General features: G+C 70.7%; 11 protein-coding genes. 8 read left to right on the forward strand and 3 right to left on the reverse strand.

Annotated features, from left to right (window positions below; all coding sequences use genetic code 11):
* The first annotated feature begins 201 nt into the window (after positions 1-201).
* From acs to MKK68_RS15195, 4 genes are all read left to right on the forward strand, one after another.
* Entirely contained in the window at positions 202-2151 is a 1950-nt protein-coding gene (gene acs / locus MKK68_RS15180; RefSeq protein ID WP_244030999.1) for an acetate--CoA ligase, read from the forward strand.
* A gap of 145 nt (positions 2152-2296) precedes the next feature.
* A complete protein-coding gene (locus tag MKK68_RS15185; RefSeq protein ID WP_147726407.1) occupies positions 2297-2671 on the forward strand; it encodes a DUF485 domain-containing protein in 375 nt (124 codons plus the stop codon).
* Positions 2668-4347: a cation acetate symporter gene (locus MKK68_RS15190; RefSeq protein ID WP_244031001.1), complete on the forward strand. Its 1680-nt coding sequence runs from the start codon at positions 2668-2670 to the stop codon at positions 4345-4347. The genes MKK68_RS15185 and MKK68_RS15190 overlap by 4 nt, the downstream gene beginning before the upstream one ends.
* 290 nt (positions 4348-4637) lie before the next feature.
* Entirely contained in the window at positions 4638-6344 is a 1707-nt protein-coding gene (locus MKK68_RS15195) for an MFS transporter (protein WP_244031003.1), read from the forward strand.
* Between the two features lie 95 nt (positions 6345-6439).
* Here the strand turns inward: MKK68_RS15195 and purH are convergent, their stop codons facing one another.
* Together purH and MKK68_RS15205 are read right to left on the reverse strand one after the other, a co-directional pair.
* Positions 6440-8038: a bifunctional phosphoribosylaminoimidazolecarboxamide formyltransferase/IMP cyclohydrolase gene (gene purH / locus MKK68_RS15200; protein ID WP_244031005.1), complete on the reverse strand. Its 1599-nt coding sequence runs from the start codon at positions 8036-8038 to the stop codon at positions 6440-6442.
* Between the two features lie 72 nt (positions 8039-8110).
* Positions 8111-9856 carry a heparinase II/III family protein gene (locus MKK68_RS15205; protein ID WP_244031010.1) on the reverse strand — a complete coding sequence of 582 codons (1746 nt, stop codon included), beginning with the start codon at positions 9854-9856 and terminating at the stop codon, positions 8111-8113.
* A gap of 168 nt (positions 9857-10024) precedes the next feature.
* Here MKK68_RS15205 and MKK68_RS15210 point away from each other — a divergent pair, with 168 nt between their 5' ends.
* Positions 10025-10288: an amino acid transporter protein gene (locus MKK68_RS15210; protein WP_244031013.1), complete on the forward strand. Its 264-nt coding sequence runs from the start codon at positions 10025-10027 to the stop codon at positions 10286-10288.
* Positions 10289-10583: 295 nt separating this feature from the next.
* Entirely contained in the window at positions 10584-10811 is a 228-nt protein-coding gene (locus MKK68_RS15215) for a hypothetical protein (RefSeq protein ID WP_244031015.1), read from the forward strand.
* Between the two features lie 3 nt (positions 10812-10814).
* Here the strand turns inward: MKK68_RS15215 and MKK68_RS15220 are convergent, their stop codons facing one another.
* Positions 10815-11759 carry a metal ABC transporter substrate-binding protein gene (locus MKK68_RS15220; protein WP_244031016.1) on the reverse strand — a complete coding sequence of 315 codons (945 nt, stop codon included), beginning with the start codon at positions 11757-11759 and terminating at the stop codon, positions 10815-10817.
* A gap of 196 nt (positions 11760-11955) precedes the next feature.
* Here MKK68_RS15220 and MKK68_RS15225 point away from each other — a divergent pair, with 196 nt between their 5' ends.
* Entirely contained in the window at positions 11956-12486 is a 531-nt protein-coding gene (locus MKK68_RS15225) for a Spy/CpxP family protein refolding chaperone (protein WP_244031018.1), read from the forward strand.
* 107 nt (positions 12487-12593) lie between these two features.
* Positions 12594-14363: an ABC transporter ATP-binding protein gene (locus tag MKK68_RS15230; RefSeq protein ID WP_147859414.1), complete on the forward strand. Its 1770-nt coding sequence runs from the start codon at positions 12594-12596 to the stop codon at positions 14361-14363.
* Positions 14364-14370: the final 7 nt, after the last annotated feature.

Here is a 14370-nt window from a genome sequence, read left to right on the forward strand (position 1 = left end):
ACGGGCCCCGACCTTGGGGCAGGAAAACCGGCTTGACAGCGCTCTCCGGGCGCCCCTAGCAGGAATTGTGTCGCCTCCGGCCGGATGCGGGTCGGGCGGGGGGCGGCGATTGGTGTTACGACGACGACGACGATAATCTTTGGAAGCCCCGGCTGCGCGGACAACTGCGATACGATCGGGCACCAATCAGGGAGACGCGAGATGGACGGGAAGGTCGTCGAGGTTCGGGACACATGGCGCGAGGGCGCCCATGTGGACGACGCCAAGTATCGCGAGATGTACGCCGCCTCGGTTGCCGACCCGAACGCGTTCTGGGGCGAGCACGGCAAGCGCATCGACTGGATGACGCCGTTCTCCAAGGTCAAGAACGCCAGCTTCGAGCCGGGCCAGGTCTCGATCAAGTGGTTCGAGGACGGCAAGACCAACGTCGCCTACAATTGCGTCGATCGGCACCTCGAGACCCGCGGCGACCAGACCGCGATCATCTGGGAAGGCGACGACCCGAACGAGTCGAAGCACATCACCTACCGCGAGCTGCATGCGCAGGTCTGCCGGATGGCGAACGTGCTGCGCAACCGCGGGGTCGAGAAGGGTGATCGCGTCACGATCTACATGCCGATGATCCCCGAGGCCGCCTACGCCATGCTGGCCTGCGCGCGCCTCGGCGCCGTGCACTCCATCGTCTTCGGCGGCTTCTCGCCCGATTCGCTGGCCTCGCGCATCGAGGGCTGCGCCTCGAAGATCGTGATCACCGCGGACGAGGGCCTGCGCGGCGGGCGCAAGGTGCCGCTGAAGGCGAACGTCGACGCGGCGATCGCGCGCCTCGGCAAGGACGTCGTCGACCACGTCGTCGTGGTGCGCCGCACCGGCAGCGACGTGGCGATGGAGCCGGGCCGCGACGTGTACTACCACGAGGCCGCCGAGCAGGTGACCGACGAGTGCCCGGCCGAGGCCGTGGAGGCCGAGCACCCGCTCTTCATCCTCTACACCTCGGGCTCGACCGGCCAGCCCAAGGGCGTGGTCCACACCACCGGCGGTTACCTCGTCTACGCGTCGATGACGCACCAGTACGTCTTCGATTACCGCGAGGGCGAGGTGTACTGGTGCACCGCCGACGTCGGCTGGGTCACCGGCCACAGCTACATCGTCTACGGGCCGCTCGCCAACGGCGCGACGACGCTGATGTTCGAGGGCATTCCGACCTACCCGTCGAATTCCCGGTTCTGGGACGTGGTCGACAAGCACAAGGTCAACATCTTCTACACCGCCCCGACCGCGATCCGCTCGCTGATGGGCGGCGGCGAAGGGCCGGTGAAGAAGACCTCGCGGGCCAGCCTGCGCGTGCTCGGGTCGGTCGGCGAGCCGATCAACCCGGAGGCCTGGGACTGGTACTACAAGGTCGTCGGCGACTCGCGCTGCGCCATCGTCGACACCTGGTGGCAGACCGAGACCGGCGGCATCCTGATCACCCCGCTGCCCGGCGCGACCCGGCTGAAGCCCGGCTCGGCCACGCGCCCGTTCTTCGGCGTGCAGCCGGCGATGGTCGATGCCGAGGGCAAGGTCCTGGACGGGCCGTGCGAGGGCAACCTCTGCATCACCGAATCCTGGCCCGGCCAGATGCGCACCGTCTACGGCGACCACGAGCGCTTCGAGCAGACCTACTTCTCGACCTATCCGGGCAAGTACTTCACCGGCGACGGCGCCCGCCGCGACGCGGACGGCTATTACTGGATCACCGGCCGGGTCGACGACGTGATCAACGTCTCGGGTCACCGCATGGGCACCGCCGAGGTCGAGTCCTCGCTGGTCGCCCATGCGAAGGTCGCCGAGGCGGCGGTCGTCGGCTACCCGCACAACCTCAAGGGCCAGGGCATCTACGCCTACGTCACCCTCAACGAGGGCGAGGAGGGCGACGACACGCTGCGCAAGGAGCTCGTCACCTGGGTCCGCAAGGACATCGGGCCGATCGCCTCGCCGGACCTGATCCAGTTCGCTCCCGGCCTGCCCAAGACCCGCTCGGGCAAGATCATGCGCCGCATCCTGCGCAAGATCGCCGAGGACGACTTCTCATCGCTCGGCGACACCTCGACGCTCGCCGAGCCCGCGGTGGTCGACGACCTGATCGAGAATCGACAGAACCGCGCCGTCTAGGGCTGGTCTGCGACGACGGGCGGGCCTCGACCCGCTCACCGAGGCGGATGCCCCAGGGCGTCCGCCTCCAACATGCAAAAAATGCAGTCACGTCGACCGGAAGGCGGGCCCGATCGCGGGTACCCCTTCATCGGAGGGAGCACACATGTCCATCACCACAAGCGGCCTCGACGGCCGCCCCGCCCCAGCGGTGCCGCGGCCCGGCAGCACCGCGTCCGGACCCGCCTACGACGAAGTCGCGAAGAGCCCGATCTTCCGCCAGCTCGTCCAAGAGCGCACGAGCTTCGGCTGGATCCTCACCGGCCTGATGCTGCTCGTCTATTTCGGCTTCATCGGCCTGATCGCCTTCGACAAGAGCCTGCTCGCGGTGAAGCTCGGCAGCGGCACCGCGTCGGTCGGCCTTCTCATGGGGGTCGTCGTGATCCTCTTCGCCTTCCTCCTCACCGGCCTCTACGTCATGCGCGCCAACACCCGCTACGACGCCCTGGCCGCCGAACTCAAGCGGAGCCTCGGACGATGATCCGCCCCCTGTCATTCCTGGGAGCCGCCCTGCTGTCCGGCCCCGCGCTCGCGGCCGGCCCCGACATGGGCGCCGTGCAGCAGCAGGCGACGAACTGGCCGGCCATCGGCATGTTCCTGTTCTTCGTGCTGTTCACGCTGGGCATCACCTACAAGGCGGCCAAGGGCACCAAGTCCGCGGCCGACTTCTACGCCGCGGGCGGCGGCATCTCGGCCGGCACGAACTCGCTGGCGATCGCCGGCGACTACATGTCGGCGGCCTCGTTCCTCGGGATCTCCGGCCTCGTCTACACCTCGGGCTTCGACGGGCTGATCTACTCCACCGGCTTCCTCGTCGGCTGGCCGATCGTGCTGTTCCTGATCGCCGAGCGCCTGCGCAACCTCGGCAAGTTCACCTTCGCCGACGTGGCGAGCTTCCGCCTCGACCAGACCTCGATCCGCATCATCTCCGCGACCGGAACGCTGGTCGTGGTGGCGTTCTACCTGATCGCCCAGATGGTCGGCGCGGGGAAGCTGATCCAGCTGCTGTTCGGCCTGCCCTACCTCTACGCGGTGGTGATCGTCGGCGTGCTGATGATCGTCTACGTCGCCTTCGGCGGCATGAAGGCTACCACCTGGGTGCAGGTGATCAAGGCCTGCCTGCTGCTCGGCGGCGCCACCTTCATGGCCGGGGCCGTGCTGCTCAAGTACGGCTTCAACCCGGAGGCGCTGTTCGCCTCGGCCGTCGCCACGCATCCGAAGGGCGACGCGATCATGGCGCCCGGCGGCCTCGTGTCGAACCCGGTCGAGGCGATCTCGCTCGGCGTCGGCCTGATGTTCGGCACCGCCGGCCTGCCGCACATCCTGATGCGCTTCTTCACCGTCTCGGACGCCCAGGCCGCCCGCAAGTCGGTGTTCTACGCCACCGGCCTGATCGGCTACTTCTACATCCTCACCTTCATCATCGGCTTCGGCGGCATCGCCCTGCTGATGTCGGATCCGTCCTACTTCAAGCTCGGGCCGGCCGGCGCGTTCGACAAGCTGAAGGACATGCTCGGCGGGACCAACATGGTCGCCGTCAACCTCGCCAACGCGGTCGGCGGGCCGTACTTCCTCGGCTTCATCTCGGCGGTGGCGTTCGCGACCATCCTCGCGGTCGTCGCCGGGTTGACGCTGGCCGGTGCGTCCGCCGTCAGCCACGACCTCTACGCCCAGGTGATCGCCCGCGGGCGCACCACCGAGAAGCACGAGGTCAACCTCTCGAAGATCGCGGCGGTGGTGATCGGCATCGTGGCGATCTACCTCGGCTACGTGTTCGAGAACCAGAACGTGGCGTTCATGGTCGGCCTCGCCTTCTCGGTGGCGGCGAGCTGCAACTTCCCGGTCCTTGCCATGTCGATCCTGTGGCGCGGCACCACGACCTGGGGCGCGTTGCTCGGCGGCCTCGTCGGGCTGATCTCGGCGGTGACGATGGTGGTGCTCTCGAAGGCCGTGTGGGTCGCGACGCTCGGCCATGCGGCGGCGATCTTCCCCTACGACAACCCGGCGCTGTTCTCGATGCCGCTGGCGTTCGCGACGATCTGGATCGTCTCGACGCTCGACAAGTCGCGGCGGGCCGAGCGCGAGCGCGCCGCCTTCGAAGCGCAGTTCGTGCGCTCGGAGACCGGCATCGGTGCGGAGGGCGCCCACGCGCACTGACGCCCGCCACACCGGCGACGCCTTTCGAGGGGGCGCGGCATCCGCCGCGCCCCTTCTTCGTCGCGGCACGGCTCCGCGACAGGCCTGCTTCGCGCACGAGCCGAAGCAAACCTGTTACAACGTCTTCATTCCTTCCGTTCCGCCCGTCCGACCTGTTGGCAGAATCGAGGCCTCGGGTAACAATCGCGTGTTCGGTTCTTGCCGAACGGCCGGACGACGCGAGCGCGTCGTCCCAAGCCCGGTTCCGCGAAAGGAGCACCGGGACACGACGGATCGGGAGGAATTTCAAGATGGTTGCTGCAACCGCAGTCCCACGGCCGGGAGACGCGGCACGGCCGATGACCTCGGCCGAGAAGCGCGTGATCTTCGCGTCGTCCCTCGGCACCGTGTTCGAGTGGTACGACTTCTACCTTTACGGCTCGCTCGCCGCGATCATCGGGGCGCAGTTCTTCTCGGCCTACCCGCCGGCCACGCGCGACATCTTCGCGTTGCTCGCCTTCGCCGCCGGCTTCATCGTCCGCCCGTTCGGCGCCCTGGTGTTCGGCCGCGTCGGCGACCTCGTCGGCCGCAAGTACACCTTCCTCGTCACCATCCTGATTATGGGCCTGTCGACCTTCATCGTCGGCATCCTGCCCAACGCCGAGACCATCGGCATCGCGGCGCCGATCATCCTGATCGTGCTGCGCCTCGCGCAGGGCCTCGCGCTCGGCGGCGAGTACGGCGGTGCCGCGACCTACGTCGCCGAACACGCCCCGAACGGACGGCGCGGCTTCTACACGAGCTGGATCCAGACCACCGCGACGCTCGGCCTGTTCCTGTCGCTGCTGGTGATCCTGGCGACCCGCTCGTTCACCGGCGAGGAGGCGTTCAAGGCTTGGGGCTGGCGCATCCCGTTCCTGGTCTCGGTGCTGCTGCTCGGCATCTCGGTCTGGATCCGCCTGCAGCTCTCCGAGTCGCCGGCCTTCAAGAAGATGAAGGAGGAAGGCACCACCTCGAAGGCGCCGCTGACGGAGGCCTTCGGCCAGTGGACGAACGCCAGAATCGCGCTGATCGCCCTGTTCGGCCTCGTCGCAGGCCAGGGCGTGGTCTGGTACACGGGCCAGTTCTACGCGCTGTTCTTCCTGCAATCGATCCTGAAGGTGGACGGATACACCGCGAACCTGCTGATCGCCTGGTCGCTCCTGCTCGGCACCGGCTTCTTCGTGTTCTTCGGCTGGCTCTCGGACAAGATCGGCCGCAAGCCGATCATCCTGGCCGGCTGCGCGATCGCCGCCGCGAGCTTCTTTCCGCTGTTCCACGGACTCACCTCGGTGGCGAACCCGGCGCTCGAGCGGGCGATCGACCAGGTGAAGGTCACGGTGGTGGCCGACCCGAAGGAGTGCGGGAACCTGTTCAACCCGGTGGGCACCCGCGTGTTCTCGGCGCCGTGCGACCTCGCCCGCGACTTCCTCTCGAAGTCGTCGGTGAAGTACGCCACCGAAGCCGGCCCCGCCGGCCAGCCGACCGTGGTCAAGGTCAACGACACCGCCGTGCCGTTCCCCGCCGGCAGCCCGGCCGCGGACTTCAACAAGGCCGCCACCGCAGCCCTGCAGGCGGCGGGCTACCCGAAGGCGAACGACGCCGGCATCGTGAAGATGTCGAATCCGTTCGACATCTTCCGGCCGCAGGTGGCGAGCGTGATCGGGCTGCTGTTCGTCCTCGTCCTGTTCGTGACGATGGTCTACGGGCCGATCGCGGCGATGCTGGTCGAGCTGTTCCCGACCCGGATCCGCTACACCTCGATGTCCCTGCCCTACCACATCGGCAACGGCTGGTTCGGCGGCCTGCTCCCGGCCACCGCCTTCGCGATGGTCGCCCAGACCGGCGATATCTATTACGGCCTCTGGTACCCGATCGTCATCGCCGTCGCGACGGTGATCATCGGCCTGTTCCTGGTGCCCGAGACCAAGGACCGCGACATCTACGCCGACGCGGACGCCCCGGCCCCGCGCCGCTGAGCGACGAGATCGTCGCCGCGCACGGATCGGCACGACAACGAGAAGGCCCCGCCGGTCGGCGGGGCCTTCCCTCATTCGGGGGGCTGCGACGCCGCTCAGTGCCGGAAGTGGCGCACCCCCGTGAACACCATCGCCAGCCCGGCCGCGTCGGCGGCGCGGATCACGTCGTCGTCCCGCATCGAGCCGCCGGGCTGGATCACGGCGGTGGCGCCGGCCTCGGCCGCCGCCATCAGGCCGTCGGCGAAGGGGAAGAACGCGTCGGAGGCCACCACCGCGCCGACCGCGAGGCTGTCCGGGAGGCCGAGGCGCTGGGCACCCTCGGCGGCCTTCCAGGCGGCGATGCACGAGGAGTCGACCCGCGACATCTGCCCGGCGCCGATGCCGACGGTGGCGCCGCCCTTGGCGTAGACGATGGCGTTCGACTTCACGTGCTTGGCGACCCGGTAGGCGAAGCGCAGGTCGGCGAGCTCGGCTTCCGTCGGCGCCCGCCGCGTGACCACATTCAGCGCCATGTCGTCGACGACCATGGCGTCGCGGCCCTGCACCAGCAGGCCTCCGGCGAGCGTGCGCACGGTCTCGCCCGCGGCCCGCGGATCCGGCAGGCCGCCGGCGAGCAGCAGGCGCAGGTTCTTCTTGGCGGCGACGATCGCGATCGCCTCCACCGACGCCTCGGGAGCGATGATGACCTCGGTGAAGATCTTGACGATCTCGCGGGCGGCATCCGCGTCGAGGGGCCTGTTGAGGGCGACGATGCCGCCGAAGGCCGAGGTCGGGTCGCAGGCGAGCGCACGGGCATAGGCCTCGGTCAGGCTCGCGCCCTCGGCGACGCCGCAGGGATTGGCGTGCTTGATGATCGCCACCGCCGCCGCGCGGGCCGGATCGAACTCGGCGACGCACTCGTAGGCTGCGTCGGTGTCGTTGAGGTTGTTGTAGGACAGGTCCTTGCCCTGCACCTGCCGTGCGGTGGCGATCCCGGCCCGCGCGATCCCCGGCGCGCGGTAGAAGGCGGCTGCCTGGTGCGGGTTCTCGCCGTAGCGCAGGCCCTGCGCGAGCTGGCCGCCGAAGCTGCGGAACGGTGCCGTGCCGGCGGCCTCCACGTGGGCGGACATCCAGTTGGCGATCGCCGCATCGTAGGCCGCGGTGCGGGCATAGGCCTTCTGGGCGAGCTGCCGGCAGAAGGGCCGGGTGAGCGTGCCGCCGCCCTGCGCCAGCGCCTCCAGAACCGCGCCGTAGTCGGAGACGTCCGTCACCACCGCGACGTCGGCATGGTTCTTGGCCGCCGCGCGGATCATCGCCGGGCCGCCGATGTCGATGTTCTCGACGCAGTCGTCGTAGTCGCGTCCGGCCGCGATCGTCGCCTCGAACGGGTAGAGGTTGACCACCAGCAGGTCGATCGCGCCGATGCCGTGGGCAGCGAGCGCGGCCTGGTGCTCGGGGTTGTCGCGGATGGCGAGCAACCCGCCATGCACCGCCGGATGAAGCGTCTTCACCCGGCCGTCCATCATCTCGGGGAAGCCGGTGAGCTCGGCGACCTCGGTGACCGGCAGCCCGGCCTCGGTCAGCGCCTTGTGGGTTCCGCCGGTGGAGACCAGGGCGATGCCGCGCGCGCTCAGGGCGCGGGCGAAGTCGACGAGCCCCGCCTTGTCGGAGACGGAAAGGAGCGCGCGGGCAACCCGCACCTGATCATGCGACATCGTGGGTCTTGTCGTTTCGAGGGTGTTCCGGGCGCGGTAGCACGAATGGCCGCCGCCGGGCCAGAAGGCCGGTCAGGCCGCCGCGCTCGGCGTGCGTCCGGGGGCCGAGGCGAGGCGCTGGAACGTCCAGTCGACGCGCACGTCGTCGTGGACGGCCACGTGCAGCACGATCTGGTCGGTGCGGCGCGCGCCGGTGAGGCCGGCGAAGTAGACGCTCTCCTCCAGCCGGATCTCCGCGCCGGTGGCGTGGAAGGTCCAGACCTCGCCGAGCGGCGAGGACAGCTCGAGCCCGTCCTCCTGATGGCGCACCGCGATCGCCGGGTGCAGGTGGAAGCGGATCGCCACGTCCTGCGTCCGCGGCCGGCCCTTCCTCGCGGACGCGCGCAGGAACGCGTCCTGCCCGTCGAGCCGCCCCTCGGCGCCGGCGAGCTGCCAGCGTCGCTCGTGGACGATGCCGTGGTCGCGGGCGTAGCCGTCGTGCCGGGCGGCGAGCACGGTGGAGGCGCCCTCGTCGCTGCGCTCGGCCTTCACCGCCGCCGGCCCGCGCAGGACCACGGGGCCGACGCGGCGTTCGAGCCACCGCGCCGCGACGCGCTCGCCCCACCACCCGCCGGACCCGAGGAAGCGGCAGGACGATGCGTCGGCGACGCAGGCGGTGGAGTGGGCGGCCGTGGTGCGGGCGAGCCGGCGCAGCTCCGGGCCGCTCGCGGGCAGGCCGCAATTGATCACGATCCGCTGCGGCCCGCTCGACATCTCGAACGACAGGCAGCCGGCCCCGGCATTGAGCGAGTACGGCAGCGGCGGCGGGGCGCCGACGTCGGCGATGACGACGATGCGGCCGCCTTCCAGCCGCTCGTAGCCGGAATTCGGCGCGTGCATCATCGGCTGCGCCAGGGCGCCGTCGTAGATCAGCAGCGTCGCGAGGTGGTCGGCGGCCGTCGCGCCCATGCCGTTGAAATGGCTCAGCGAGGCGTCGGCGTGGCGCAGCAGGCGCAGCAGCGGCAGCATCCGGTCGATGGCGCGCAGCAGGGCCTCGGGCGGCTCGACGCTGCGGCTGAGATAGCTCTGGCGCAGGGGCAGCAGGTCGAGGAGCAGCTCCATCGCGAAGCGCGGATCGCGCGAGCGGTGGCCGCCGTCCGGCATGATCTGGCGGTCGAGCTCGCGCGACAGCACGCGGGTGGCGCGCCGCAGGATCGGCTGGATGCCCTCGCAGCACAGCCCGGCGAAGCAGAGCGCGACGGCCGCGTTCAGCCGCCATTGCGGCGGCACCCCGCGCCGCAGGTCGCGCTCGAGCTGCTGCGCCCCGCGGGCCAGCGCCCTGAGGAAGGTCTGGTAGAAGGCGTGGTCGGCCCCTTCCAGCACCAGCGGCGACTGGCTCAGGAACGAGATCAGACGGCGGGCGGCCACCGGCGTCTGGCGCGCCAGCGCCGGGTCGCCGCGCCCGGCCACGAAATCGGCCACGAAGGCTCGGGCGTTGGCGCGGGCAAGCGCCGTGTCGGAGGCGCGCAGGTGCCTGAGCCAGCCGAAGCCGTAGAGCACGTCGGCCCATTCCGGCGAGGGCGGCGTGTAGTCGAACGGCGAGCCGCCGCTCACCGCGAGCGAGCGCCCGGCGAAGACGAAGAGCCCGGCATAGATGTCGTCGGCGAAGGTGGCGTCGGAGGTGCGCAGGTCGTGCGGCGCGATCACGAGGCCGGTGACGCGGACGCGGGCGAGGATGTCCGGTGGCGCGGTGAAGCGGGCCGAGGCGGCGCGTGCGGTCCGGGCGACCTCGCGTCCGACCAGCCGATACAAGCGCCAGCGATCAGCCCCCCAACGCACGCGGTTCCCCTGAAGGCCGGTGCGCGGAGATCGGCGCCGGTCACTCTCACGATCAAGCTAGAGCGGGCGTCTTAACCATCGGTTTACGATCTGTCATTGCTGGAGGTGACGGGTGCCGCGGCGTCGGCCGACCGTTTCCCCGTGCCGGGTCGCCCGCCATACTGCCTGATGGTCTCTGAATCCAAGGCTCCGCAAGACGCGGGCGATCGTTCCAAGCTCGTCGCCAACGAGAGCGCCAAGCTCACCGCGACCTACGTGAACGGCGTCGCCATCGCGATCCTGGCCGTGGGCGGCCTTGCACCTGTCTTCTCCGGGCGGCTCGCCGGCATCGACTTCGGAGCTGCGCTCCTGGGCGCCAACCTTCTCCTTTGCGCGATGACGAGTGCGGCCCTACATTGGCTCGGACGCAGAATTCTCAGGACCCTCCGATGAGCGATCCGCACGTTCTGTTGATGTTCGCCTTTCCGATTTGCGGATTGATGCTCGGTCTCTGGGCGTTTTGGCTGACGCGGCGAGCGCACGACTAGACTGCACGACGAGACGGGTCGCGGGACGACGCGGCTTGGCGCCGGCCGCCGTCCCTGTGGAAACCGATGAGAGCGGGGACGATTGGGCCGATTCGACGGTTCGTTGCCGGCAAAGCCTTGAACGCCCTAAGCCGTTTACCCGCCGAGCTTTTTTCTGATGTATCGAAGAAGCATCCAGCACCTGCCGGGGGGCAGCGTCGATGCGGTTCGATATCACCGAGGATCCGAGCGGCCTTTGGCTGTGGACGCTGGTCGACGACCGCAACGGACCGGTGGTGTGCTCGCCCGTCCGGTTCCGGACCCAGGTCCAGGCCTATGCCGACGTCGCCGCCTTCAAGGCGATGGTGTCGGGCGCCGGCGTGCTGGTCAGGCGCGGCCCGAAGCGCCGCAACTCCGGTGACGGCGGCGGTCAGCTCGGCCTGCTCTGAGCGTCACGACGGCCCCAGCGCCGCGCCGAACGCGCGCAGGTTGCTCCGCATCATGTCGAGATAGGTCGATGCCGGGCCGGCCGCCCCGGACAGCGCGTCGGAATAGACCTTGTCGCCGATCCGCGCGCCGCTCTCCCGCGAGACCTGCTGCATCAGGCGCGGGTCGGCGATGGTCTCGATGAACACCGCCGGCACCTTGTCCTGGCGGACCTGCCGGATGATCCGGGCGACGTCCTGCGGGCTCGCCTCGCTGTCGGTCGAGACCCCCTGCGGCGCCAGGAAGGTCAGGCCGTAGGCGGCGCTGAAGTAGCCGAAGGCGTCGTGCGTGGTGATGACCTTGCGGTGCTCGGGGGGAATCCTGGCGAGCGTCGCGCGGATCTCGGCGTCGACCGCGTCGAGCCGGGCCAGATAGGCCTCGGCGTTGCGGGCGTAGTCGGCGGCATGGCCCGGATCGACCCTCGCCAGGCCATCGCGGATGTTAGCGACGTAGACCTTGGCGTTCGGGATGCTCTGCCAGGCATGCGGGTCGGGGCTCGACGCCGCGTCGTGGCCGCCCGCGCCGCCGTGGTGATGGTCGTGCCGGCTGGGAATCGTCGCGACCCCGGCCGAGGCGACGACGACGGGCGCCTTCGAGCCGGAGGCGCGGATCAGCCGGTCGAGCCAGCCCTCGAAGCCCAGGCCGTTGACGAACACGATGTCGGCGGCGGCCAGCGTCCGGGAATCGCCGGGCGCCGGGCTGTAGCCGTGGGCATCCGCATCGGGCCCGACGAGGGTGGTCACCGCGCCGGCGTCGCCGCCGACCTGCCGCACGAGATCGCCGAGGATCGAGAAGGTCGCCACCGCCCGCACGCGGTCCGCCGCGAAGGCCGGAAGCGATGCGGCGTGCAGGCACAGCGCCAGGGCCGTCGCTCGGAGGAGGCCGAGTCGCGTCGTGGTCCGGGTCGCCATCGTCGAGTACTCCTCACAGCCGTCCGGCGTGCTGATAGTGTAATAGTGTTACATCGCCAAGCCGCGCGCGGCGACATACCGCCGAAACACGGATGCGGTGTGATCGGTGCGGCAGCGGGACGGCCGGTCGGCTCGGCCGCGCTGCGGATCCGGCGGCACCCGATCCGGGCTCGCCGCGGAAGGAATGGAGACCGAGATGGTCGGACGTGTGATCAAGGGTGCCCTCGTCGCCGGCCTCGCCGGCCTTGCCCTGGCCGGCGCGGTCGCGGCGCGCGACGGCGAGGACGGCCCGCCCCGCCGCTGGGGCGGCCATTGGAGCCGGCTCTCCCCCGAGGACCGCGCGGCCTTCGCCGACGCCCGCATCGCGGCGCTCCATGCGGGCCTGCGCCTCAACGCCGACCAGGAGAAGCTGTGGCCGCCGGTCGAGACGGCGATGCGCGACCTCGCCCGCCAGCGCCGCGAGCGCATGGCCGCGATGCGCGATCGCAAGCGCATGGACGAGGACGCGCCGGCGGCGTTGCGCGCCATGGCGGATGCCGCCACCGTCCGCGGCGCGGCTTTGGGCAAGCTCGCCGACGCCTCGGGGCCGCTCTACGCCACCCTCGACCCCGACCAGAAGCGCCGGGCGATGATCCTGGCCGGGCCGGTGGGCGGGCATCGGCACCGCCACGGCGGCCGTGGCGAGGACGGCGGCGAGGGCGAGCAAGGCCCCCGCGACGGGCGCTGACGCAGGCGGCGCTTGATCCGCGGCGGCCGGGGCGGCACACCCGCGCCACCGCCGCCTCGGGCGACGGTGGGCCGGCGCCCTTCGCCCGGACGATCTCGGAACCCGCGATGGCGCGCCTGAAGGGCGACACGATCCCCCTGCTCCGCCGGCTCTGGCGCGAGTGGCTGTCGCCGCACCGGGGCACGCTGGCCGTGGTGCTGGTGCTCATCGCCCTGGTCGGCGCCTCGACCGGCCTGTACCCGGCGCTGATCAAGGGCGCGTTCGACGCCTTCGACCGCAAGGATGCCGGCGCGCTGGCCTACGGCCCGCTGATCGTCATCGTCGTCACCTCGGTGCGCGGTTTCGCGCTGTTCGGCCAGACGGTGCTGACCAACCGTGTCGTGACCCGGGTCGAGGCCGACATGCAGGCCGCGCTCTACGGGCACCTGATCGACGCCGACCTGGCGCAGCTCGGGCGCGAGAGCCCGGCCGCCTTCACACAGCGCTTCACCACCGACTTCGCCTTCATCAAGGAGGCGCTGACCCGGATCTCGACCGTGCTGCTGCGCGACGTCGCCATGCTCGTCGGCCTCGTCGCGGCGCTGATCTGGATGGATCCGGTGCTGACGCTGGTGGCCGCGGTCACCGTGCCCTTCGTCGCCGGGCCGATCGGGCGGATCGGCAAGAAGCTCAGGCGCGTCTCCACCACCACCCAGGAGCAGATGGGTGCCACCGCCAGCCTGATTTCCGAGAGCCTCCAGGGGGTGCGCATCGCAAAAACCTACGCGATGGAGGGCTACCTCAAGGGCCGCGCGGCCGACGCGCTCGACTCGGTCCGGCGCCTGAAGATGAAGGCCGCCAACGCCCGCGGGCGCCTCGACCCGCTGCTCGAGGTCGGCGGCGGGTTCGCCGTGGCGGCGGTGCTGATGCTGGTCGGCCAGCGGGTGATGGCGGGCGAGCGCACGGTGGGCGACTTCACCGGCTACGTCGCCGCGCTCCTGCTCGCCGCCCAGCCGGCCCGCGCGCTCGGCACCCTCAACGCGATCCTGCAGGAGGCGGCCGCCGCGCTGACCCGCTACTTCGCGCTGATGGACGAGGCGCCGACGATCCGGGAGGCGCCCGCCGCCGTCGCGCTGAGGCGGGGACCGGGCGAGATCGCCTACCGGAACCTGCACTTCCGCTACCGGCCGGACGCGCCGGCGCTGGAGGGCATCGACCTCGTCGTGCCGGCCGGCTCGACCACGGCGCTGGTCGGCCGCTCGGGCTCGGGCAAGTCCTCGCTGCTGAACCTCGTGCCCCGCCTCTACGACGCCACCGCCGGAACGGTGGCCATCGACGGGCAGGACGTGCGCGGGGTGACGCTGGCGTCGCTGCGCGCGGCCGTCGCGGTGGTGTCGCAGGAGGTGGTGCTGTTCGACGACACCATCGCCGCCAATATCGGCTTCGGCCGGCCCGGCGCCACGATGCCCGAAATCGTCGCCGCCGCGGAGGCCGCCGCCGCCCACGGCTTCGTCGCGCGGCTGCCCGAGGGCTACGACTTCCGCGTCGGGCCCGCCGGCGGGCGGCTCTCGGGCGGCGAGCGCCAGCGCATCTCGCTCGCCCGCGCCTTCCTCAAGGACGCGCCGATCCTGCTCCTCGACGAGGCGACCTCGGCCCTCGACTCGGAATCCGAGCGCCTGGTGCAGGACGCGCTGACCCGGCTGATGAAGGGCCGCACCACCCTGGTCATCGCCCACCGGCTCTCGACCGTGCGCGAGGCCGACCTGATCGTGGTGATGGAGGCCGGCCGCGTCGTCGAGACCGGGCGGCACGAAGCCCTGATCGCCCAGGGCGGCGCCTATGCCCGCCTGCACCGGATGCAGCTTTCGGACGACCCGGCACCGGCGCCGGTGTCGTGAGCCGAAT

Source organism: Methylobacterium sp. E-016 (assembly GCF_022829745.1).
Lineage (GTDB): Bacteria > Pseudomonadota > Alphaproteobacteria > Rhizobiales > Beijerinckiaceae > Methylobacterium.